The sequence below is a fragment of the Sphingobacterium thermophilum genome, from assembly GCF_039541675.1.
In the GTDB taxonomy this organism is placed as follows: Bacteria; Bacteroidota; Bacteroidia; order Sphingobacteriales; family Sphingobacteriaceae; genus Sphingobacterium; species Sphingobacterium thermophilum.
Map to the genome: position 1 here is coordinate 30,262 of NZ_BAABGR010000029.1, position 20,458 is coordinate 50,719.

Consider the following 20,458-nt stretch of genomic DNA (forward strand, 5'->3'; position numbering starts at 1 on the left):
TCGGGATTTTTTATGCAGTAGCAATTTATTGTTATCTTTAGCCTCATGTATGATTTTAAGGTATCGGAGATCATCAGACATCCGAACGACGTTATAAGCATCCGTTTCGAAGATTTATCGCGAAGTTATCCATCCTATAAGGCCGGGCAATTTCTGACTTTACATTTTCAATTTGGAGACCGTGAGGTAAGAAGATCTTATTCTTTTAGCAGCTCCCCGGCATTGGATGAGCCGCTGGAAATTACCGTCAAACGTGTGGATAATGGCGAGATCTCACGCCTGCTCCACCATCGTTTGGAGGTAGGAGATATCATACAAGTGCTTGAACCCTTAGGGCAGTTCACCTACGATACAGAACCGGAGGTAGAGAGGACCGTATTTTTATTTGCTGCAGGAGTAGGCATTACCCCTTTATATTCTATTCTGAAAACTGCTTTGGTAGAAGAGCATAAGTCCAAGGTTGTGTTGGTGTACAGTAATGGATCTAAAGCAAGGACAGTATTTTATGAAGAACTTTTGGAATGGCAGCAGCGTTATCCGGATAGATTATTTATAGAGTTTATCTGGTCTGACTCCAAAAATCTGGCAAAAGCTCATCTTAACCGTGAATATCTTATCGCCATAGTCAAGCAACACCTTACAAATCAAACGACAGAGACTTTGTTTTATACTTGTGGTCCACTGTTTTATATGGATTTGGTCCGCTACACCTTGTTGGGAATGGGCTTTCCTGAGGAAAATGTCCGTAAGGAAACTTTCTACTTTCCTGAAGAAGAAGAGGATGATGACGAACATGAAGAAGTGGTGGAAGAAGTGGTAGACTATAATGTGGTTTTACACTTTAATGGAGAAAATCATCATCTGGTAGTTCCAAGTAATGAGACTATTTTGAATGTAGGTCTTAAGCATCATCTTAAGTTACCTTACTCGTGCAAGTCGGGCATGTGTAGCACCTGTGTGTCGCAGGTTGTGCAGGGTAGCGTAAAAATGGACTATAACGAAGTGCTGACAGATCGTGAGGTGGCAAATGGCAAATGCCTGATATGCGTATCTCATCCAGCAGAAGATAATACCATAGTCGAAGTATTATAATATGAAGAAAAGAGTTGACTTATTGTATAAGACTTTGGTCGTTAGCATAATGCTGCTGTTATCACTTTCGGCGAGCTATGCTCAGGAGTTTATGCGCTTAGGGAAAATCACCCATTCCAGTATCACAGAAATTTCGGGGATAGTTCCTTACAGTTATGAAAGAGGTTACTTTTGGGTTCATAATGACAGTGGTGACGGTCCCTATATCTATAGAATCGACTCTTTAGGCAATCTCCTTCAGAAAGTGACAATCAAAGGCATTAGACCTATAGATGTAGAAGATATTGGGCGTGTAAGCTATAAAAACGAAAATTATCTCCTTCTAGCTGATATAGGTAATAATCTTCGCAACAGGGAAATTTTATCTTTATATTTGATAAAAGAACCGAAGATAGATAACACACATAAAGAGATAACGGTAAATTTGGAGAGACATATCCAGATTAAATATGCAGATAAAAGACGTGATTGTGAAGCTGTTTTTATCGACCCTTTAGATAATAGGGTATATCTTGTTTCGAAACGTGATTTTGAGTCTACGGTTTTTTCTTTTTCTCTTTTAGAGGAAAATAAGGGAGATGAAGTTATTGAACTGCATCCTCTGCTGACATTACCTTTTACGTTTACAACTGCTGCCGACATTTCGAAAGATGGAAAGCATATTCTCATCAAGAATCTTACTACTGTGTACTACTGGGAAAGAAAAGAAGGAGAGAAACTGACAGAAACCTTGAAGAGAAAGCCTAAGCAGATGCCGTATAAGGTAGAACCACAGGGGGAAGCTATCTGTTTTGATTTGGATCAAAGAGTTTATTATACTGTATCGGAAAGACCTTTTGGATTAGATGCTTTTATTTACAAATACCATTATTAACGAACTATGAAAAAACTGAAATCAGTACTTTTCGCCTTTTTTGTAATTGTGTCTGCAGCAGTATCAGCTGCTACGGTAGATACTATTCAGGTGCAATCGCCAAGCATGAACAAAAAGATTCAGGTAGTTGTTATAAGACCAGAGAATTCTTCGGATAAAGCTATCCCTACTTTATACTTATTGCATGGGTATGGTGGCAATTATTCAAATTGGATACTAAAAGTACCTCACATCAAAAATTTGGTAGATCAATATAATTATATGGTTGTATGTCCTGACGGTGGTGTAGGAAGCTGGTATTGGGATACCTCATCAGAATACCAATACGAAACTTTCGTGACCAAGGAGCTTATAGCTCACATAGAGTCGAACTACAAGGTTTGCACCCATCGTTCGGGAAGAGCCATCACCGGTCTAAGTATGGGGGGACATGGCGCCTTATATCTGGCTATACGTAATCAGGATATCTATGGTGCTGTAGGCAGCACAGCAGGAGGCGTGGATTTCCGCCCTTTCCCGCACAAATGGGAAATAGCCAAACGTTTGGGAGAATACTCGGACAACAAGCAGAAGTGGGATGTGCACACCGTGATGGAATCCTTGCATCTTATCAAACCAAACAGCCTGAAAATTTTTATAGACTGTGGATATGAGGATTTCTTTTTCCAAGTAAATGAAGAGTTGCATAGAAAACTTACTTATTTGAATATAGAACATACGTATCTGAATATGCCGGGTAAGCATAATTGGGACTATTGGGCACAGTCTATCATCTACCAAATGGCGTTCTTTGATCAGTATTTTAGATTACCATAAACACCTATATGTTACGACTGAGTACATTTCTTATTTTCTTTTCTTTTGTTTTGCAGGCTTTCGCTCAGGATAAAATTTCCATCAGCGGCTATGTGAAGGATGCTTCTTCCGGAGAGGTGCTGATCGGTGCTACCTTACAGGTAAAGTCCAATTATAGGGCTGTACGGACAAACACTTACGGTTTTTTTTCGTTGGAATTAGAACAGGCCAATGATAGCCTCTTCATATCCTATGTGGGTTATCAGCCTCTAGCTGTAGAGGTCAATGCCGACCAGCAAAAAAGATATTCCTTCGAGCTGACCCCTCTGGGGAATACTATTGAAGAGGTAGTGGTATCCGGAAAGAAGCAGAATAAGAATGTGACTAGTCCACAGATGGGGGCTTTTAACTTTACTATTGAAGAGATAAAAAATGTACCTGTCATCTTTGGTGAAAGGGATATCTTGAAAACCATACAGACCCTTCCTGGCGTAGGTAAGGGAGGAGAAGGTTCGTCGAGCTTTTACGTACGTGGTGGAGGAGGAGACCAAAATCTTATCTTGCTGGATGAAGCTACGGTATATAATGCATCCCATCTCTTAGGATTTTTTTCAACCTTCAATTCGGATGCCATCAAAGATGTAGAGCTTTTTAAAGGAGGTATTCCGGCGCAATATGGGGGGCGTATTTCATCGGTGATGGACATACACATGATAGATGGAAATAATAAGAAGTTTTCCGGCGAAGGAGGATTAGGCCTTATTGCCTCACGCCTGAAGCTGGAAGGACCTTTGCAACGGGAGAAAAGTTCTTTCATGCTCAGTGGCCGACGTACCTATGCCGATATGTTTCTGAAGGCTTCCAAAGATGAAACGGTGAAGAAGAGTAAACTTTACTTCTACGACCTAAATGCCAAGCTGAACTACCGCCTTGACGATAAAAATACGATCTATGCTTCCGGTTACTTCGGGAAGGATGATTTAGGCTATGGGGACCTTTTCAGCTTCGACTGGGGAAATGCTACTGCCACCTTACGCTGGAATCATATCTTCAGTGAAAAGCTGTTCAGCAACACCTCCTTTATCTATAGTGATTTCACTTACAATGTGGATGTAAATAACGATGAAAGTGAGTTTGTCATAAATTCCAAAATAGAAAACCTGAACCTCAAGCAGGACTTTTCCTATTATGCAAACAGCCGGAATACATTGAAATTCGGATTCAATGCATTGAAGCAGAAGATATCACCTGCAAGTTTACGGGCTACGCAAACTTCAGCCGTGAATTCTTTGATTATACAGAAAAGACACGGCATAGAACTTGCTGCCTATATCACGCATGAGTGGAACCCCATCTATTGGTTGTCCATGCTTTACGGATTGCGTGCCACGGATTTTATGGTAATGGGGCCTGGAACCTTCTACTCCTTTGATGAAGAGGGAGAGGCTATCTCCTCGAAGAGTTATTCGTCGGAAGTCATAAAACATTATCTGCGTTTGGAGCCGCGTCTATCAACTTCTTTTATTCTTAATGATAGACAAAGTATCAAAGCTTCTTTCAATAGGATAGTGCAGAATCTTCATCAGCTTACCAACACTACAGCTTCGTTACCAACAGACCAATATGTGTTGAGCAGTCTAAATATTAAACCTCAGTATGCGGATCAGGTGGCGGTAGGCTATTTCCAGAATTTCGCCAACAACAAGTACGAATTTTCGGTAGAAGGATACTATAAGTATATGGGTAATCAGATCGATTTCCGAAATGGTGCCGATCTGCAGGCCAACGAGTTTCTGGAAGGAGAGCTTCTCTTTGGCCAGGGCGAAGCCTATGGCTTGGAATTGTTTCTCCGAAAGACCAAAGGACGTCTTAATGGATGGATAAGCTATACCTTAGGGAAAAGCCAACGTCAGTTTGATCAGATCAATGAAGGAAGATGGTTTAACGCACGACAGGATCGTACGCATGATGTCTCCGTAGTGGGGTTGTTTAAGCTCACTGAAAAGTGGAATCTGGGAGCTAACTTCGTCTATTATACAGGTAATGCGATAACGTTTCCTAGCGGTAAATATACGGTCGACGAGAAGACAATGTATTATTATACAGAGCGGAATGGCTATAGAATGCCAGACTATCATAGACTGGATCTATCTGCCACTTATGAGCCACAGATAAAAGATAAAAGATTCAAGTCCAGTTGGTCCTTCGGCTTGTATAATGTATATAACCGTAAGAATGCTTATATCATTGACTTTAGGGAGAATGAAAACAACCCTAATATTACGGAAGCATATAAGATAGCATTATTTGGCATCATTCCTTCGGTGACTTGGAACTTTAAGTTTTAGACATGAGACAAGTAATTTTTTTATTCATAAGTATATTGTTTTTGGGATTGACTTCATGTGAAGAGTTGATTCATTTGGATCTGAATGCTGCTGATCCCCGTTATGTCATTGAGGGCGATCTGACGGACCTATCCAATGAGCAGATTATTAAGGTGTCACAGACCGTGGCTTTCGATGAGGCACGTCGTTATAATCCCGTGGAGAATGCATCTGTAGTGGTTACGGATGATAGAGGACGCATATATACTTTTCAGCATATTGGCGATGGTCGATATAGAGCAACATTCAGACCACGAGAGAAAGGAACTTATAACCTGTTAGTAACAATCGAAGGGGAAGAGTTTCGTGCTTCATCCTATGTGAATCCGTATATCGATGTAGATTCCTTAGGCGTAGTGGAAGATGTTATTTTCTCAGATACATTATACTCTGTAACTTTAAAGTTTTACGATCCTCAGAATGAGCCCAACTATTATAAATACAATATTTCGGTGAATGGAGAAGAGTTTAAGTTTTCCCGTGTATATAGCGATAAGTTTAATGACGGACTATATGTGACACATCAGCTTTCCGATGAGGATATTCGTTGGGGAGATTCTGTGGTGGTGCGTAGACAGATTGTAGATAAGCCTGTGTTTACATACTGGAATGAGGTGCAATCCACTAATCCCGGCAGTGCAGCACCAGCAAACCCTACTTCTAACATTTCTAATGGAGCGCTAGGCTATTTCAGTGTCAGTCTAGCAAAGAGGTATGGCTTCCGGGTAGAGTTTGAGCGCGAGTAACTCGTTTATAGGGTGCCGAAGTTATACCCCTTCTTCAAGAAGATTTCTATAGCTTTTGGCAAAGCATATTGTATACGCGGAACCGCTTTGAGGTTGTCGTGAAAGACAATAATAGATCCGTTTCGCGTATATGTCAATACATTGTGTAGACATTTCTCAGGAGATAGAGTGAGGTCGAAATCTCCAGATAGCACATCCCAATATATAAATTCGAAATCCTTACGCAAAACCTTGAGTTGAGACTTCTTGGCTCGAGCATAGGGAGGTCTAAATAGCTTGGATTTTGTCAATGCATGACACTTGTACACGTTCTCTATATACTCTGAATCTGTATGATCCCAGCCACGAAGATGATTATAAGTATGGTTGCCTATCTGATGCCCCTCTTCTTTGATACGTTGGAAGATTTCCGGATGCTTCACGATATTCTCTCCCACACAGAAGAATGTTCCCTTAACTCCGTACTGTTTTAAAGTGTCCAGCACCCATGGTGTAAGCTCCGGAATGGGGCCATCGTCAAATGTGAGATATATTTTCTTCTCTTTTCGACTTTTGTTCCATATGACGAAGGGATAATACCAGCGCAGGAAGAAGGGTGCATTGACAAAATACATTTTAATTTTACGTTATTATTTTGCAAATTTAAGTAATAAAGCGTTTTTAAGATAACCAATTCTTTTCGGACTTTTTTGTAATGCGTCATTTTTTCGAGTTTTTTCATTTTACGGCGACCGAACGTAAAGGTTTTATCGTATTGTGTCTGGGGATAGCGTTGATCCAGGTTAGCCTTTTTGTACATAAGCATTTTCGTCCTCAGGAAGAAGTGTCGCATCATCTTTATGAGCTTCAAGCTGAAAGAGCATCATATACGAAGGAAGAGGTTTTTGATGATCATTCGGCTCCTGTCTTTTCGGGGGAAAAGCGTGTGGTCAGCTATTTCCCTTTCGACCCGAATACGGCAAGTTTAGAAGAATGGAGGAAATTGGGGCTTTCTGACCGTAAGATTCAAGTAATACTCAATTATAGGAATAAGGGAGGAAAGTTTTATGAGAAGGAAGACTTGAAGAAAATTTACAGCCTATCGGAGAATGATTACCGAAGGTTGGAGCCTTATATACGTATACGGCATGAGGAGGCAAGTGAGAGAAGGACGACGGGGTATAATCCTTCTGCTCCTGCTGCGAAGAAGAGGGAGGCGCTACTGGTAGAAATCAACAGTGCCGACACGAGCCAACTGAAGAGATTGAAAGGAATAGGTACGGTGCTGTCAGCCCGTATTGTCAAGTTTCGTGAGGCTCTGGGAGGCTTTTTTTCGGTTAGCCAACTGAAGGAGGTGTATGGAATGCCGCAAGAAACCGTAGATGCTAATGCTCCTTTTTTAACGGTAGATACCATCCTGTTGCGACGTATTCCTGTCAATGAGGCAGACGAAATGCGTTTGAGTAAACATCCCTATATCAGCAGAAAACAGGCTCAGACCATCGTCAACTACAGAAAGCAACACGGTCCTTTCCGTTCCATAGAAGATTTATATGAAATAAAATCTTTTGATCCAGATTTTTTGCGTAAAATTGAACCATATTTACAATTTTAAGCAATGGTTGAGCAGAACTTAAGAAATGCTATTCGTGATATTCCCGACTTTCCTAAACCGGGAATTATTTTCAAAGACATAACACCTATTCTCAAAGACCCTCAGCTGTGTGAAGATATTGTCGACGCCTTTGTGGACAGAATCAAGCACCTGAAGCTGGATGTTATCGCCGGCATTGAGAGTCGTGGTTTTCTGTTCGGATTAATGGTTGCCAATAAGCTTAAGATTCCTTTTGTGCCTATCCGCAAGCAGGGAAAATTGCCGGCAAAGACCGTAGCAGAGTCTTACAAACTGGAATATGGACAGGCTACTATAGAGGTGCATGAGGATGCCTTTCCGCAAGGCAGCAATGTGCTTATCCACGACGATCTGTTGGCAACTGGAGGTACAGTAGTGGCGGCAGCCAAACTTATTGAAAAGTTGGGCGGTCATGTGGCCGGATTTTCGTTTTTGATAAGTCTTGACTTTTTGAAAGGGGAGGGACGTCTCCATCGTTTTAGTGAGAATGTTTACTCTTTAGTAAGATATAATTAAGGCATAAAGCTGAAGGTAGAGAAAGCTGCTTCAAAGGTGGGGCAGCTTTTTTATTGAAAATTTGGTTCGAAAATTGAGCGTTAGAAATATTACTATAAAAAAAGCCTCTCCTTAAGGAGAGGCTTTCAAAAGAAGTACGCCAAAAGGGATTCGAACCCCTGACCGACGGTTTAGAAAACCGTTGCTCTATCCAGCTGAGCTATTGGCGCTTCGTTTTGGTAACACAAAAGTAGTATTTTGATTAGAATTTGCAAAATTTCCAGACCAAAATTTGTTGAATTTTGAATAACTCTTTGCTACACAATACAATATTTTTTTGAAAATCTTAATCTATATTAAGATACAAAAACAGCGTTACTCCTAACTTTATAATAAATCGTAAAACAGGGTCTAAAACTTAAAAAAATAACAATTATGGCAACATGGCAATTGGATAATGCGCACAGTGAAATAGAATTTAAAGTGCGCCACATGATGATTTCTACCGTTAAAGGACAGTTCAGTGCTTTCGAAATCAATGTTACCGAGGATGAGAAAGACTTTGAAAAGTCTTCGGTAGAAGTTAAGATAGATGTTAGTTCTATAAGCACCAACAACGATCAGCGTGACCAGCATCTAAAGAGTTCCGACTTCTTTGATGTGGCTACCTATCCTTATATCACGTTCAAATCTACGTCTATCAGTAAAGATGATGAGGATAGCTATAAGATAACTGGCGATCTGACGATAAGGGATGTCACTAAGTCAGTTACTTTTGATATCGAGTATGGGGGCACTGCCAAGGATCCTTGGGGTAATGATAAGGTGGGCTATACGGTACAAGGTAAAATTAATAGGACAGATTTCGGCCTTACTTGGAATGCGGCTTTGGAAACCGGAGGAGTAATGGTATCGGAAGAAGTGAAATTTACTGCTGACTTGCAATTTGTAAAGTCTTAATTTCCAAAATACTGGCCTAATCATGGCAAGAAACTGCTTTTTATCTTAAAATAAATTTTGGAAATCGAGAGGGAATTTCTACTTTTGTGGCGGAGAGTTGGCAGAGTGGTCGAATGCGGCGGTCTTGAAAACCGTTGACTGTAACAGGTCCGGGGGTTCGAATCCCTCACTCTCCGCAAGGGAAGCTTCATCTGATGATGAAGCTTTTTCTGTTTTAAGTCAATTTCCATCATCAAAAGACATTTACTAATCATCGTTATCATCGCTTTCAAAGCGAAGAGGTAGGACAAGCGTTTTAGGAGCTAACCATAATAAAAAAGTCTTCCAAGGACTGGAAGACTTTGTCAGAGAAATTAAATAGATATATTGATTAAAACGGGTGTAACTTTTTATAAGCGGTACTGCTCAAAGATGAGGATTTCATAAGTATTACTTTCTTCTTTATTTATCAAGAATATACTGTACTGTCTTCGTGCATTTAGTTTAAGTTCTTTTTCAGCCACAACTTCATCTTGTTGGTTTTTTACGATTATTTTCTGTGCTGTGGCTGATGCCTTCACGAAGTCGAATTTGTCATGGTTGCTGGTCGGAATGCCGTCGAATGTTCTGTCATCAACAAGTTGAGTATTGTCTACAAATACATCTGCGGTAATATTGCTTTTGGCCAAGTTGAAGAAGCGTAAAGCCACTTGACTGTCCTCTAGGTTTTCTACAAGTTGGTCGTCAATAAGTAGTTGTCCTACCGTAGCGTTAGGTTTGCTGAAAACGACAGATGTATATAGTAAACTGTCTTTAATCGTATATACACTATCCAGCAGCACATTTCCGTTCAGGGATAGAGTTTGTATCCTTCTGTTTCCAGGATATAAATAAACGAAGTTGATTCCTTTGTATTGAAGAGGGCTGTTCATAGCCTGTATGTAGTTGTTGTCCGCTTTGTGGATGATGCCGTTTGCTTGATCATAAAGGTTGATCATGGTAAAACCGGCTTGCGGAACATTGGAATAATCTAAATCGTCTTTAAGACAGCTTTGTTGTAGCGTAGTGGTTACAGCAATGCATGCTGCAAATAATACTTTTAATATCCTCGATTTCATCATAATCTGTTATTCTTTCTTTTGTAGATATAACGCAAGAGGGAAAGCAAAAGCTACAGCAGCAACTCATAAAATACAAAAAGGCATTTTAGAACTCCTAAAATACCTTTTCATTAATGATATTTGTTGCTTTTATTTATATACAGACTCTTTTTTGAATTTTTTCACTAGCCAAGCATAGACGATAGCCCTATACTTATTTCTGTTGGATTTGCCTACGGCTTCGATGACCTCTTCTAAGGCTGCGTCAAGCTTTCCATCGTCTTTGAGTCCTAGCTTTTTAATCATGAAATTGGTTTTTATACGCTCCAATTCTGATTTGTCTGATGCAGCGATGGTTTCAGCATCTGCATTATAGATTGACGGTCCTAAACCTTTTGTCACTGCAGCAATCAATGATTCATCCAAATCCAGATTTAATTTTTTTGCTTCTGCTACGTAAGCAGCGATTTTTTCATCTAATTTGCTCATCTTAATATTGTATTTAGGTTTATGAATAGTTTTATGTTTTTGACCTTATATTAAAATTAACAAATTATTGTCAATGAGCCTATAGCAGAAGCTATATCTTTTATTTTATGGTAGTGAAAATTCTACACTAAATGGATTTTTTGCTTATCATTTTTAGGTATAGATATCCCAATACCCCTGCTAATAGGGAGGCTACCAAAATGGCTAACTTGGCTTCTTCAATGTGAAGAGCATCCGAAAAAGAAAGCATGGACACGAAAATGGACATTGTGAAGCCTATACCTCCCAGTAGTCCTACCCCGAACATATGAGACCATTTGGCTCCTTCAGGCAAGGAAGAAATCCCTGATTTCACGCAGATCCAACAAGTGGATAATATCCCTAGGGATTTCCCTAATATTAATCCCAAGATTATACCCATTCCCATACGTGAGGTAAGCCCTCCAAACATATCGGCACTTAACACTATAGCAGTATTCACAAATGCAAACAGGGGGATGATGATGAAGTTTACAGGTTTGGCTATAAGATGTTCTAATCTTTCCAGAGGAGACTCTACATCGTCTTCTGTCGTTGGAAGGGTCATTGCCGTCAATACACCTGCTATCGTGGCGTGAACGCCAGAGTGATGTATGAAATACCACATGAAGACTCCTGGAATCACATATGCTAAGATATTTTTTACCCCAAACTTATTGAAACCTATCTGGATGAGGAATAAAATTCCGGCATAAAGCAGATAAGTTAGATGTAAGTCGGATGAGTAAAATATGGCAATTACCAATATGGCTAATAAGTCATCCACGATGGCTAAGGCTGCCAAGAAAACTTTTAGACTTGCAGGCACACGTTTGACAAGCATGGAAATTACCGCAAGAGCAAAGGCTATATCCGTAGCCATAGGAATACCCCATCCGTGATGGGTGTCTTCAGAGAAATTTAATATACCATAGATAGCTGCCGGAAGCAAGGCACCACCTACTGCCGCAAAAATGGGAAGAGCGGCTTTCTTGGGTGAGGCCAATTCGCCTTCTACCAGCTCTCTTTTAATTTCTAAACCTACTAATAGAAAGAAAATAGCCATAAGGCCATCGTCAATCCATTGTTTGATAGAATATTTAAGATGGATAGATTCATTTTCAAAACCTACTTGTGTCGAGAGTAAAGTCAGCAAACTGTCGCCGAGAGGAGAGTTGGCCACGATCAAGGCTAAAACAACACAGACCATCAATAATATTCCTCCTCCTGTACTGGATTCGAAAAACTCTTTAAAAGAACGTAGATTAATAAGTTTTGACATAGTAGTATAAATATTTGTTTAGGTGAACAAAAATAGGGTTTAGCTTTTATATTTAAACCATTTTATCAACTCTTTATAGGAAGCTTTCTTGCCGTGCATTAAAATTCCTACTCTGTAAATACGGGCTGCCACCCAGGTTGTAAAGATAAAACCAACGACCAATAAGGAAGCGGACAGGATAATTTGCCATAATGGTACCCCAAAAGGGATGCGTACCAACATCGCTATGGGAGATGTAAAAGGGATGAAGCTTAACCACATGGCTATTGCGCCGTTCGGATCGTTGATGAGCACCCCAAATGATAAGGCATAGGTGAGCAGGAGCGGCATAGTTATAGGCATAGTAAACTGAGAAGCTTCGGTTTCGCTATCTACGGCCGACCCTACGGCAGCAAAGAGCGCACTGTAAATTAAGTATCCTCCGAGGAAGAAGATAAAGAAACAAACGATAATTTCTGTAAAATTAACAGTCTGAAACATCGCCATGATTTCTGCCATATCGCCGGAGGCTTCAACGGAAGAGACAGTTAGGGTATCTACAGGCATTTTGTTGCCGAAGACTTCTTGGGTAAGTTCCTGCTTTGATATCAAAAAGGTCGATGCTACGCCTGCCAAGGATAGCGATACTACAATCCATAAGGCAAATTGGGTAAGCCCTACCAGCCCTATGCCTACGATTTTGCCCATCATCAGCTGAAAAGGTTTTACCGAAGAGATGATAACTTCGACGATGCGGTTGCTTTTTTCTTCTATGATGCCTCTCATCACCTGAGCACCATATAGGAACAAGGTAATATAAACTAAGATAGATAGGGCCATAGCTATTACCATAGCAACTTCTGTATTGGAGTCTTCAGCTTTACCGTCAGCACGGATTTCTTTAGCATTCATGATGACCTTGCTCTTTATACTGTTCCGGATGTCAGGTGAGATGCCGAGCTGTTCGTATTTTTTGTCTGTTATGATTTTGTTAAGCGTATCTTTGATTTCTGATTGTACATTTATGTTAGGTTTATCCTGCGACAGATATTCTACTTTCATGCTTTCATAGAAGTCCCCAGGAATATATAGTATGCTGGTATGTTTTTTCTCTCCTAGCTTTGCAATCTGTTGTTGTAAATCTTGAGCTTCTTTGAGATAAGTGACATTCTTTGAGGAGTTTAACTTGTGGATGACTTCTTGGGTATCATCGACGATATAAACAAAAGCATGGCTATCTTCAAAACTTTTCTTGGTCAAAAAGATTACCCCAATGTACATCCCTATAAAAAAGAGTGGTACAATAAAAGTGGTAAGCAGAAAAGATTTTTTTCTAACTCGTGTGATGTATTCTCTTTGTATGATAAGTTTAATTTTGTTCATAGATAGAAGTTTGTGTTACTTTTTCTATAAAAATATCATGAATAGTAGGTATTATTTCCTGCACTTGATGTATCTGCACATGAGGGATAAGTGACAATAATACATCATTGATGGTGTGAGGGATTTTGAGTTTTATTTTTATACGTGTAATATCATGATTTTCTGTTGTTTCTATCAGTTCAAAGCTTTCGTTTGACTGAATACTGACATTGCTTTTCAGGAATTCTATGGTGTATGTCTGGTTTTTGTATTGGCTTTTGATTTCGTAGAGTGCGCCGTCCAGTATCTTACGTGATTTATTAATTAAGGCAATGTTGTCGCACAGCTCTTCTACAGTTTCCATGCGATGAGTAGAATAGATGATGGTGGCTCCTTTATGATTGAGCTCTAGGATTTCATCCTGAATGATTTGTGCGTTGACCGGGTCGAAGCCTGAGAAAGGCTCATCCAAAATAATCAACCGCGGCTCATGGATTACGGTAGCGACAAACTGTACTTTTTGTTGCATGCCTTTGCTTAGGTCTTCAATAGTTTTGTTCCACCAGTCGGCGATATTCAATTTGTCGAACCAGTAATTTAACTTTTTCTTTGCATCAATTCTGTTAAGACCTTTTAGCTGAGCTAGATAAATCATTTGTTCACCCACTTTCATTTTCTTGTATAGACCTCTTTCTTCCGGAAGATATCCTATTTGTTCAATGTGTTTGGGAGACAGGATTTCGTTATCAAAGTATACGACACCTTCATCGGGAGCGGTAATCTGATTTATTATTCGAATCAGAGAAGTCTTACCAGCACCATTAGGACCTAGAAGACCAAATATTTTACCTTTCGGAACATCAATGCTTACGTGGTCTAACGCCCGATAATTAGCATAGTCTTTTACTATATTCTGTAATGAGAGCATCATTATGAATGTATCTTATGGAAATAAAATCTTAATGAAAAAAATAGTTCGAAAAGATACGACTTTTATATTATATAAAATTAATTCTACCTTTGTTTTATGGTAGTAAAAACCGCAGAATTCGTTTGTAGCAATACGCAGGTGAATAAGTTGCCTGCTCCAAATTTGCCTGAATATGCATTTATTGGACGTTCAAATGTAGGGAAATCCTCTTTGATAAACGCCCTTACAGGAAGGAAGGGGCTGGCGAAGACTTCCCAAAAGCCGGGCAAGACGCAGCTAATCAATCATTTTATAATTAATAAGGAGTGGTATCTCGTGGATTTGCCGGGCTATGGTTATGCGCAGACTTCCAAGAAAAACAGGGCGGACTGGGAAAAGTTTATCCGCAAATATCTTACTACGAGGGAGAATCTGCAATGTGTATTTGTGCTTATCGATTCGCGTTTGGAGCCACAGAAGATTGATTTGGATTTTTGTTGTTGGCTCGGAGAAAACGGTCTTCCGTTTATGTTGATTTTTACGAAAGCAGACAAGCTGTCGCGTGTGAAATGTGACCAAAATATGGCTAAATTCCGTAGAGCCTTGTTAAAATGGTTTGAAGAAGTGCCACCACGTTTTCTGACATCTTCGGAGGAGAAAACAGGGTTGGAACCTATTCTTGACACTATTGCAGATATTAATGCGGCATTTGTACCGCCAACAAAGAGTATTTAAGTTATGAGGAAATATATGTCATTGGTGCTTTTTGCACACAGTGTTTTTGCGTTGCCTTTTGCCTTTATAGGATTTTTTTTAGCAGTAAGCACCACAGACGTTGAGTTCCGTTGGTCTTTATTGGTATTGATGTTGGTATGTATGGTTACGGCGCGAAATGCAGCTATGGCCTTCAACCGTTACTTAGACAGGGATATTGATGCGCTGAATCCTCGTACAGCAGTAAGGGATATTCCCGCAGGGCGTGTTACGCCACAGCAGGCTTTACGCTTTACGATAGTAAATTGTCTTATTTTTGTGGTGGCAACCTATTTTATAAATCCCTTATGTATGGCGTTATCGCCTGTAGCCTTATTTGTGGTGTTATTTTATTCCTATATGAAGAGAATCTCGCCATTATGCCATCTGGTGTTAGGGCTTGGATTGGGCTTAGCGCCGGTAGGTGCTTACATGGTTGTTACAGGACAGTTTCATATTGTGCCTATATTATATGGTCTTGCAGTATTGACTTGGGTAAGTGGTTTCGATATCATTTATGCGTTGCAGGATGAAGAGTTTGACAGGGCGCATGGATTAAATTCCATACCTGCAAATTTTGGAGGAGCTAAAGCCTTGCGTATTTCCGAGATATTGCACGTATTATCCTTTATCCTTATTGTATTGCCTATTTTCTACATAGAAGTAGGTCTTTTATATTATTTAGGAGTATTGTTTTACGGCGGTTTGTTGGTCTATCAACACCGCATTGTAAGTTTAAAGGATTTATCACGGGTGGACAAGACTTTCATGACTACCAATGGTGTAGCCTCTGTAGTGTTTGCTATATTCTACTTATTGGATTTAGCAAGCGGACATTGGTTTTTTTAGTTTTATATTGAATAAAATCAAAAATTATTGTCATTCCATTTTGAATTACTTTTATTTGCAAAAATCTTAACACATTAAATGATTAAAAACTTATTAATTGTAGAGTCGCCGGCGAAGGCTAAGACGATAGAGGGATATTTAGGAAGTGACTTTCTTGTGAAGTCTAGTTATGGGCATATTCGTGATTTGGTAAAAACCGATGACGCAATTGATACCGAAAATAAATTTAAACAAAAATATGAGGTTCCGGCAGATAAGAAGGCTGTAGTCAGTGAGTTAAAGAAGTTGGCAAAAGAAGCTGAGACTGTTTGGTTAGCATCCGATGAAGACCGTGAGGGAGAAGCTATTTCGTGGCATCTTTTTGAGACGTTGGGACTAAAGGAGGAAAAGACCAAGCGTATTGTCTTCCATGAAATCACCAAGCCTGCTATCTTGAAAGCTATTGAATCTCCAAGAAAGATAGATTACAATTTGGTGCATGCCCAGCAGGCTCGTCGCGTGTTAGACAGGCTTGTAGGTTTTGAGCTGTCGCCCGTGCTGTGGCGTAAGGTGAAGCCTTCATTGTCGGCAGGACGTGTGCAGTCCGTTGCGGTGCGTCTTATTGTGGAACGTGAGCGCGAGATTAACAAGTTCGTGCCGGAAGCTTCCTTTAAGATTGTGGCTATCTTCAGTACGGGAAAGGCTAAAGAATCTTTCAAGGCTGAGCTTCCTCATCGTTTTGCCACGAAAGAGGAGGCTGAGTATTTTTTGAGAGATTGTGTTGAAGCTTCTTATACTGTAAAAAGTTTGGAGAAGAAGCCGGCCAAACGTTCACCGGCGGCACCGTTTACGACGTCAACTTTGCAACAGGAAGCTAGCCGCAAGTTAGGCTATTCGGTAGCACGTACCATGCAGATCGCACAGCGACTGTATGAGGCAGGGCATATCACCTACATGCGTACCGACTCAGTAAACTTATCGGATACCGCTATAGAGGGGGCTAAAGCCGAAATTCTGAAAGCCTACGGCGAGAAATATCATAAGAAGAGACAATATAAGACGAAGACTACAGGCGCTCAGGAGGCGCACGAAGCTATCCGACCAACCTACTTCGCCAACCACACCATTCAGGGGGAGCCTTCGGAAGTACGCCTTTATGAGCTCATATGGAAGCGAGCTATAGCTTCACAGATGAGTGAGGCAGAATTTGAAAAGACTGTAGCCAAGATTTCCGTGTCTACAAGAGAGGAAGAGCTTTCTGCTTCGGGGGAGGTGATGAAATTTGACGGTTTCCTTAAAGTGTATATGGAATCTGTCGATGATGAGAATGATACTATGACGGAAGAGGATTCGGACAACACCTTATTACCTCCATTGGAGATTGGACAGCTGTTGCACCTTAGTGAGATGACAGCTACGCAGCGCTTCTCGAGACCTCCAGCGCGCTATACGGAAGCCTCATTAGTGAAGAAATTGGAAGAGTTAGGAATTGGACGTCCTTCAACCTATGCACCTACCATCTCTACTATACAAAATCGAGGTTATGTAGTAAAAGAAGATCGTGATGGAAAACCTCGCGATTATAAGGTGCTTAAACTATCGGGAGGACAGATTTCCGAAGTGGTCAAGAGTGAGATGACAGGAGTGGAGCGCAGCAAACTGTTCCCGACGGACATAGGTATGTTGGTCAACGATTTCTTGGTAGAGCATTTTAAGGGAATTGTAGATTATAATTTTACAGCCAAGGTAGAGCGTGAGTTTGACGAAATTGCGCAAGGGCAAAAAGAATGGACCGACATGCTGGAAAAATTCTACCGTCCTTTCCACGAGGAGGTGCAGGATACTTTAGAGCATGCCGATCGTGCAACAAACGAGCGTATTCTTGGAATAGACCCTCAGACCGGAAAGCAAGTCAGTGTGCGTGTAGGACGCTTCGGGCCTTTGGTACAGCTAGGTACCCAAGACGATGAGGAAAAGCCTAAGTTTGCTTCTCTACGTAAAGGGCAGATGATTGAAACCATCACCTTTGAGGAGGCTATGGATTTGTTCAAGCTTCCTAAGAAGGTAGGAGAGTTTGAAGGTAAGGAAATGGTAGTAGCTGTAGGACGTTTTGGTCCTTACATACGTCACAATTCTGCTTTCTATTCCTTACCTAAAGGTTTGGATCCTTTGGATGTCACCGAAGAGCAAGCAATAGAAATTATAAAGGAAAAACGCCAAAAAGATATTGATAAGGTGATACGTGTTTTTGAAGAAAATGAAGAAGCACGTATTGAAAATGGCCGTTGGGGACCTTTCATTCGTTTTGGTAAGCAAAACATCAAGATTCCGAAAGGTACGGATATAAATGCCATCACCTATGCAGATGTGTTGAAATGGGTTGAGGAGGATCCTAAATCATCCAAAGCCAAAACAAGTACAAAGAAAACGACAAAGTCTACGAAAAAGAGTTAAAGATGAAGAAGGATTTGCCGGTTAATATTGTAGAAGATATATCGGTGGCGGTAGTTCTGGAAAGCCAGACGCCGGAAGCCAGACATTGGACGGTTTATCTTGTCAATGAGAAAGATGTACCTTTACGTAATGTGTTAATCTCCTCCAAAGGGTATGGTGAAAAAGATGGCAAGGAAGTGAAGACTACGGTCTTGCGTCATTTCTTGGGAGACGTAGAGGCGCAGAGTGCAGTTCAGATTGAGGTTATAGATTCTCAGGTGTTCGGCCTTACAAACGAATATTGGTTGAGTTATTATATTGAAAGTACGATTTACGATAAAAAGTATATCTTTTTACCTGAAAGTATCGTGGACGAAAATTTAAGTAAAGTTCCTCTGGTAAATAAGCCGGGAGTTATTATTGGGGGGAATATCTAATTATGGCAAGAGACAATTTTATCATAGCGATAGACGGATTCTCCTCTTGCGGTAAAAGTACGGTAGCTAAGGCCATTGCCAAGGAGCTGAATTTTGTTTTTGTAGATAGCGGCGCCATGTATAGAGCGGTGACGCTTTATTTTTTGAGGAATAATATAGACTTCACGAACGAACAGGCTGTTAAGAAAGCTTTGGATAATATCCATATTGATTTTATTCCCAATACCGAAAAGACATTGATTTTGTTGAACGGTGAAGATGTCTCGGATGCCATACGCCAGATGGAGGTATCGGACAAGGTCAGTGAGGTGAGTGCCATTAAGGAGGTACGTAAAGCTTTGGTAGCGCAGCAACAACAGCTGGGGGCCAGACGTAATATCGTCATGGACGGTCGCGATATAGGGACTACAGTTTTTCCGGATGCAGATCTGAAAATATTTATGACGGCAGATCCTTTGGTGAGAGCAAACCGTCGTTTCGCAGAGCTTACATTAAAAGGTGAGGACGTCACCCTAGAAGAAGTCATAGAAAACCTAGCGCACCGCGATCATATTGATAGCACTAGGGCAGAGAGTCCACTTCGTCAGGCCGCAGATGCTATAGTGCTGGATAACTCACATATGACGCAAGAGCAGCAACTTCAATTTGTTTTGGAGCATTATAATAAGAAGAAGAAATAAAAAAGGCGGTATTGCAATACCGCCTTTTTTATTTCTATATATGTTTAATATTTGCGTTCTACTTGAGTATAAAAAATATACGTCAGAAGTGCTCCTATACTGGCCATTACTACCCCAACTAAGGAAGGATAATTATATGTTAGTCCATATAGCAAGGGGATAGCGCCGAAATAAGCGCCTAAAGAATTACCTATATTGAAAGCAGCCTGACCTGCTGAGGCCGCAAAAGTTTCGGCACCTTTGGCATTATTGATGAGCATCATCTGTAATGAAGGACCTATGCTGAAGGCTATCATGCCTGTAATGAAGGCCATGGGATAAGCAAAAATCTGGATATGGGCAATGAAGAATAATACCAAAAGGCAGCATGCCATGGCGCCAAAGCTGGTCATCGCAGCTTTGCTAGGAGAGAGGCTGTCAGCTACCTTTCCTCCTAATAAGTTACCCACACACATTCCTGCTCCTATTAGCACCATAATTATGGAAACACTGTCTTCAGAAAGACCGGATACAGTGGTCACCAGCTTTGAAATATAGCTTATCCAAGCAAACAGCCCTCCTGTGCCGATGGATATCACCGCTATGATAAGCCAAGCATCCCATCGTTTGAAATATCCAATTTGTTTTATGACGTTGCTGTCTTTGTTGGCAGGGAGGGCTGGCATCCAGAAGTAGATGGTTAGGAAAGTCAGCAATCCTAAAAAGCTTATTATACCGTAGGTGATTCGCCAATCATAATGATGTCCGATAAAAGTTCCCAATGGCACACCAGCAAGGTTGGCTATGGTCATGCCTGTAAACATGATGGCTATGGCTTGTGCTTCTTTACCACGTGTAGCCAGCTGGGAGGCTACTACAGATCCTATACCGAAAAAAGCGCCGTGTGGTAGTCCCGAGATAAAGCGTGCTATAAACAGACTCCAATAGTTAGGTGCGATGGCGAAAAGACCATTAAATACAAAAAATAATAGCATCAGAAATAGCAACACCTTCTTGGCCGGAAAACGGGAGGTGGCAGCTACCAATGTGGGAGCACCCACCACTACCCCTAAGGCATAGAGGCCGATAAGGTTGCTGGCAGTGGGAATATCTATATTTATGTCGTTGGCAATGTCGGGGAGTATACCCATCATGGTAAATTCGGTCATACCTATTGCCAATCCACCGAATGCTAAAGAAATCAGACCTTTGTTTAGAGACATATTATAGACCTTTGTTTAGAGACATATTATAAAACTATTTTAGGA

20 protein-coding genes and 2 tRNA genes are annotated in these 20,458 nt (G+C 40.7%); 14 read left to right on the top strand and 8 right to left on the bottom strand.

Annotation, left to right across the window (positions count from 1 at the left end):
* Positions 1 to 45: 45 nt before the first annotated feature.
* The 5 genes from ABD873_RS09850 to ABD873_RS09870 are packed head-to-tail and all read left to right on the top strand — an operon-like array spanning position 46 to position 5,894.
* Positions 46 to 1,092, top strand: a complete 1,047-nt coding sequence (locus ABD873_RS09850; RefSeq protein ID WP_345067892.1) for a 2Fe-2S iron-sulfur cluster-binding protein — start codon at positions 46 to 48, stop codon at positions 1,090 to 1,092.
* Between the two features lies 1 nt (position 1,093).
* On the top strand, positions 1,094 to 1,966 hold the full coding sequence (locus ABD873_RS09855; protein WP_345067894.1) for a hypothetical protein: 873 nt from the start codon (positions 1,094 to 1,096) through the stop codon (positions 1,964 to 1,966).
* Between the two features lie 6 nt (positions 1,967 to 1,972).
* Positions 1,973 to 2,782, top strand: coding sequence for an alpha/beta hydrolase (locus ABD873_RS09860; RefSeq protein WP_345067896.1), 810 nt, complete (start codon positions 1,973 to 1,975; stop codon positions 2,780 to 2,782).
* 8 nt (positions 2,783 to 2,790) lie between these two features.
* Positions 2,791 to 5,109, top strand: a complete 2,319-nt coding sequence (locus ABD873_RS09865; RefSeq protein ID WP_345067898.1) for a TonB-dependent receptor — start codon at positions 2,791 to 2,793, stop codon at positions 5,107 to 5,109.
* A 2-nt stretch (positions 5,110 to 5,111) separates the two neighbouring features.
* The gene (locus ABD873_RS09870) at positions 5,112 to 5,894 is read left to right on the top strand and encodes a DUF4249 family protein (RefSeq protein WP_039053195.1); all 783 of its coding nucleotides are present in this window, start codon (positions 5,112 to 5,114) and stop codon (positions 5,892 to 5,894) included.
* A 5-nt stretch (positions 5,895 to 5,899) separates the two neighbouring features.
* Here the strand turns inward: ABD873_RS09870 and ABD873_RS09875 are convergent, their stop codons facing one another.
* Positions 5,900 to 6,508 carry a polysaccharide deacetylase family protein gene (locus ABD873_RS09875; RefSeq protein ID WP_039053196.1) on the bottom strand — a complete coding sequence of 203 codons (609 nt, stop codon included), beginning with the start codon at positions 6,506 to 6,508 and terminating at the stop codon, positions 5,900 to 5,902.
* Positions 6,509 to 6,588: 80 nt separating this feature from the next.
* Between ABD873_RS09875 and ABD873_RS09880 the strand changes: the two genes are divergently transcribed.
* Together ABD873_RS09880 and ABD873_RS09885 are read left to right on the top strand one after the other, a co-directional pair.
* Positions 6,589 to 7,488, top strand: a complete 900-nt coding sequence (locus tag ABD873_RS09880) for a ComEA family DNA-binding protein (protein ID WP_345067901.1) — start codon at positions 6,589 to 6,591, stop codon at positions 7,486 to 7,488.
* A gap of 3 nt (positions 7,489 to 7,491) precedes the next feature.
* Complete coding sequence (locus ABD873_RS09885; RefSeq protein WP_345067903.1) at positions 7,492 to 8,022, top strand: adenine phosphoribosyltransferase; 531 nt, start codon at positions 7,492 to 7,494, stop codon at positions 8,020 to 8,022.
* 135 nt (positions 8,023 to 8,157) lie between these two features.
* Here ABD873_RS09885 and ABD873_RS09890 read toward each other — a convergent pair.
* Positions 8,158 to 8,231 (bottom strand) — tRNA-Arg (locus tag ABD873_RS09890).
* 205 nt (positions 8,232 to 8,436) lie between these two features.
* Between ABD873_RS09890 and ABD873_RS09895 the strand changes: the two genes are divergently transcribed.
* Positions 8,437 to 8,961, top strand: a complete 525-nt coding sequence (locus ABD873_RS09895; protein ID WP_345067905.1) for a YceI family protein — start codon at positions 8,437 to 8,439, stop codon at positions 8,959 to 8,961.
* Between the two features lie 91 nt (positions 8,962 to 9,052).
* Positions 9,053 to 9,137 (top strand) — tRNA-Ser (locus tag ABD873_RS09900).
* Positions 9,138 to 9,350: 213 nt separating this feature from the next.
* Here ABD873_RS09900 and ABD873_RS09905 read toward each other — a convergent pair.
* The 5 genes from ABD873_RS09905 to ABD873_RS09925 form a co-directional block, all read right to left on the bottom strand.
* Positions 9,351 to 10,061, bottom strand: a complete 711-nt coding sequence (locus tag ABD873_RS09905; protein WP_345067907.1) for a hypothetical protein — start codon at positions 10,059 to 10,061, stop codon at positions 9,351 to 9,353.
* Between the two features lie 129 nt (positions 10,062 to 10,190).
* On the bottom strand, positions 10,191 to 10,529 hold the full coding sequence (locus ABD873_RS09910; protein ID WP_345067909.1) for a DUF2853 family protein: 339 nt from the start codon (positions 10,527 to 10,529) through the stop codon (positions 10,191 to 10,193).
* Positions 10,530 to 10,656: 127 nt separating this feature from the next.
* Positions 10,657 to 11,829, bottom strand: coding sequence for a Na+/H+ antiporter NhaA (gene nhaA, locus ABD873_RS09915; RefSeq protein WP_345067911.1), 1,173 nt, complete (start codon positions 11,827 to 11,829; stop codon positions 10,657 to 10,659).
* 39 nt (positions 11,830 to 11,868) lie between these two features.
* Positions 11,869 to 13,191, bottom strand: coding sequence for an ABC transporter permease (locus ABD873_RS09920; RefSeq protein ID WP_345067913.1), 1,323 nt, complete (start codon positions 13,189 to 13,191; stop codon positions 11,869 to 11,871).
* Positions 13,178 to 14,101, bottom strand: a complete 924-nt coding sequence (locus ABD873_RS09925; RefSeq protein ID WP_345067915.1) for an ABC transporter ATP-binding protein — start codon at positions 14,099 to 14,101, stop codon at positions 13,178 to 13,180. The genes ABD873_RS09920 and ABD873_RS09925 overlap by 14 nt, the downstream gene beginning before the upstream one ends.
* Positions 14,102 to 14,197: 96 nt before the next feature.
* Here ABD873_RS09925 and yihA point away from each other — a divergent pair, with 96 nt between their 5' ends.
* From yihA to cmk, 5 genes are all read left to right on the top strand, one after another.
* Positions 14,198 to 14,815: a ribosome biogenesis GTP-binding protein YihA/YsxC gene (yihA, locus tag ABD873_RS09930; RefSeq protein ID WP_345067918.1), complete on the top strand. Its 618-nt coding sequence runs from the start codon at positions 14,198 to 14,200 to the stop codon at positions 14,813 to 14,815.
* 3 nt (positions 14,816 to 14,818) lie between these two features.
* Positions 14,819 to 15,682 carry a UbiA-like polyprenyltransferase gene (locus ABD873_RS09935; protein ID WP_345067920.1) on the top strand — a complete coding sequence of 288 codons (864 nt, stop codon included), beginning with the start codon at positions 14,819 to 14,821 and terminating at the stop codon, positions 15,680 to 15,682.
* 78 nt (positions 15,683 to 15,760) lie between these two features.
* Positions 15,761 to 18,115 carry a type I DNA topoisomerase gene (gene topA, locus ABD873_RS09940; RefSeq protein WP_345067922.1) on the top strand — a complete coding sequence of 785 codons (2,355 nt, stop codon included), beginning with the start codon at positions 15,761 to 15,763 and terminating at the stop codon, positions 18,113 to 18,115.
* 2 nt (positions 18,116 to 18,117) lie between these two features.
* A complete protein-coding gene (locus tag ABD873_RS09945; RefSeq protein WP_345067924.1) occupies positions 18,118 to 18,531 on the top strand; it encodes a hypothetical protein in 414 nt (137 codons plus the stop codon).
* Between the two features lie 2 nt (positions 18,532 to 18,533).
* Entirely contained in the window at positions 18,534 to 19,211 is a 678-nt protein-coding gene (gene cmk, locus ABD873_RS09950) for a (d)CMP kinase (RefSeq protein WP_345067927.1), read from the top strand.
* Between the two features lie 44 nt (positions 19,212 to 19,255).
* Here the strand turns inward: cmk and ABD873_RS09955 are convergent, their stop codons facing one another.
* Positions 19,256 to 20,413 carry an MFS transporter gene (locus ABD873_RS09955; RefSeq protein ID WP_345067929.1) on the bottom strand — a complete coding sequence of 386 codons (1,158 nt, stop codon included), beginning with the start codon at positions 20,411 to 20,413 and terminating at the stop codon, positions 19,256 to 19,258.
* Positions 20,414 to 20,458: the final 45 nt, after the last annotated feature.

What these genes read in the sequence shown, in the direction of transcription:
- ABD873_RS09870 (WP_039053195.1), top strand. Translation starts at nt 5,112, where the DNA reads ATGAGACAAGTAATTTTTTTATTCATAAGTATATTGTTTTTGGGATTG.
- nhaA (WP_345067911.1), bottom strand. Translation starts at nt 11,829, where the DNA reads ATGTCAAAACTTATTAATCTACGTTCTTTTAAAGAGTTTTTCGAATCC.
- ABD873_RS09925 (WP_345067915.1), bottom strand. Translation starts at nt 14,101, where the DNA reads ATGATGCTCTCATTACAGAATATAGTAAAAGACTATGCTAATTATCGG.
- ABD873_RS09955 (WP_345067929.1), bottom strand. Translation starts at nt 20,413, where the DNA reads ATGTCTCTAAACAAAGGTCTGATTTCTTTAGCATTCGGTGGATTGGCA.
- ABD873_RS09860 (WP_345067896.1), top strand. Translation starts at nt 1,973, where the DNA reads ATGAAAAAACTGAAATCAGTACTTTTCGCCTTTTTTGTAATTGTGTCT.
- cmk (WP_345067927.1), top strand. Translation starts at nt 18,534, where the DNA reads ATGGCAAGAGACAATTTTATCATAGCGATAGACGGATTCTCCTCTTGC.
- ABD873_RS09875 (WP_039053196.1), bottom strand. Translation starts at nt 6,508, where the DNA reads ATGTATTTTGTCAATGCACCCTTCTTCCTGCGCTGGTATTATCCCTTC.
- ABD873_RS09945 (WP_345067924.1), top strand. Translation starts at nt 18,118, where the DNA reads ATGAAGAAGGATTTGCCGGTTAATATTGTAGAAGATATATCGGTGGCG.
- ABD873_RS09920 (WP_345067913.1), bottom strand. Translation starts at nt 13,191, where the DNA reads ATGAACAAAATTAAACTTATCATACAAAGAGAATACATCACACGAGTT.
- ABD873_RS09910 (WP_345067909.1), bottom strand. Translation starts at nt 10,529, where the DNA reads ATGAGCAAATTAGATGAAAAAATCGCTGCTTACGTAGCAGAAGCAAAA.
- ABD873_RS09855 (WP_345067894.1), top strand. Translation starts at nt 1,094, where the DNA reads ATGAAGAAAAGAGTTGACTTATTGTATAAGACTTTGGTCGTTAGCATA.
- ABD873_RS09885 (WP_345067903.1), top strand. Translation starts at nt 7,492, where the DNA reads ATGGTTGAGCAGAACTTAAGAAATGCTATTCGTGATATTCCCGACTTT.
- ABD873_RS09865 (WP_345067898.1), top strand. Translation starts at nt 2,791, where the DNA reads ATGTTACGACTGAGTACATTTCTTATTTTCTTTTCTTTTGTTTTGCAG.
- ABD873_RS09905 (WP_345067907.1), bottom strand. Translation starts at nt 10,061, where the DNA reads ATGATGAAATCGAGGATATTAAAAGTATTATTTGCAGCATGCATTGCT.
- topA (WP_345067922.1), top strand. Translation starts at nt 15,761, where the DNA reads ATGATTAAAAACTTATTAATTGTAGAGTCGCCGGCGAAGGCTAAGACG.
- ABD873_RS09895 (WP_345067905.1), top strand. Translation starts at nt 8,437, where the DNA reads ATGGCAACATGGCAATTGGATAATGCGCACAGTGAAATAGAATTTAAA.
- ABD873_RS09850 (WP_345067892.1), top strand. Translation starts at nt 46, where the DNA reads ATGTATGATTTTAAGGTATCGGAGATCATCAGACATCCGAACGACGTT.
- yihA (WP_345067918.1), top strand. Translation starts at nt 14,198, where the DNA reads ATGGTAGTAAAAACCGCAGAATTCGTTTGTAGCAATACGCAGGTGAAT.
- ABD873_RS09880 (WP_345067901.1), top strand. Translation starts at nt 6,589, where the DNA reads ATGCGTCATTTTTTCGAGTTTTTTCATTTTACGGCGACCGAACGTAAA.
- ABD873_RS09935 (WP_345067920.1), top strand. Translation starts at nt 14,819, where the DNA reads ATGAGGAAATATATGTCATTGGTGCTTTTTGCACACAGTGTTTTTGCG.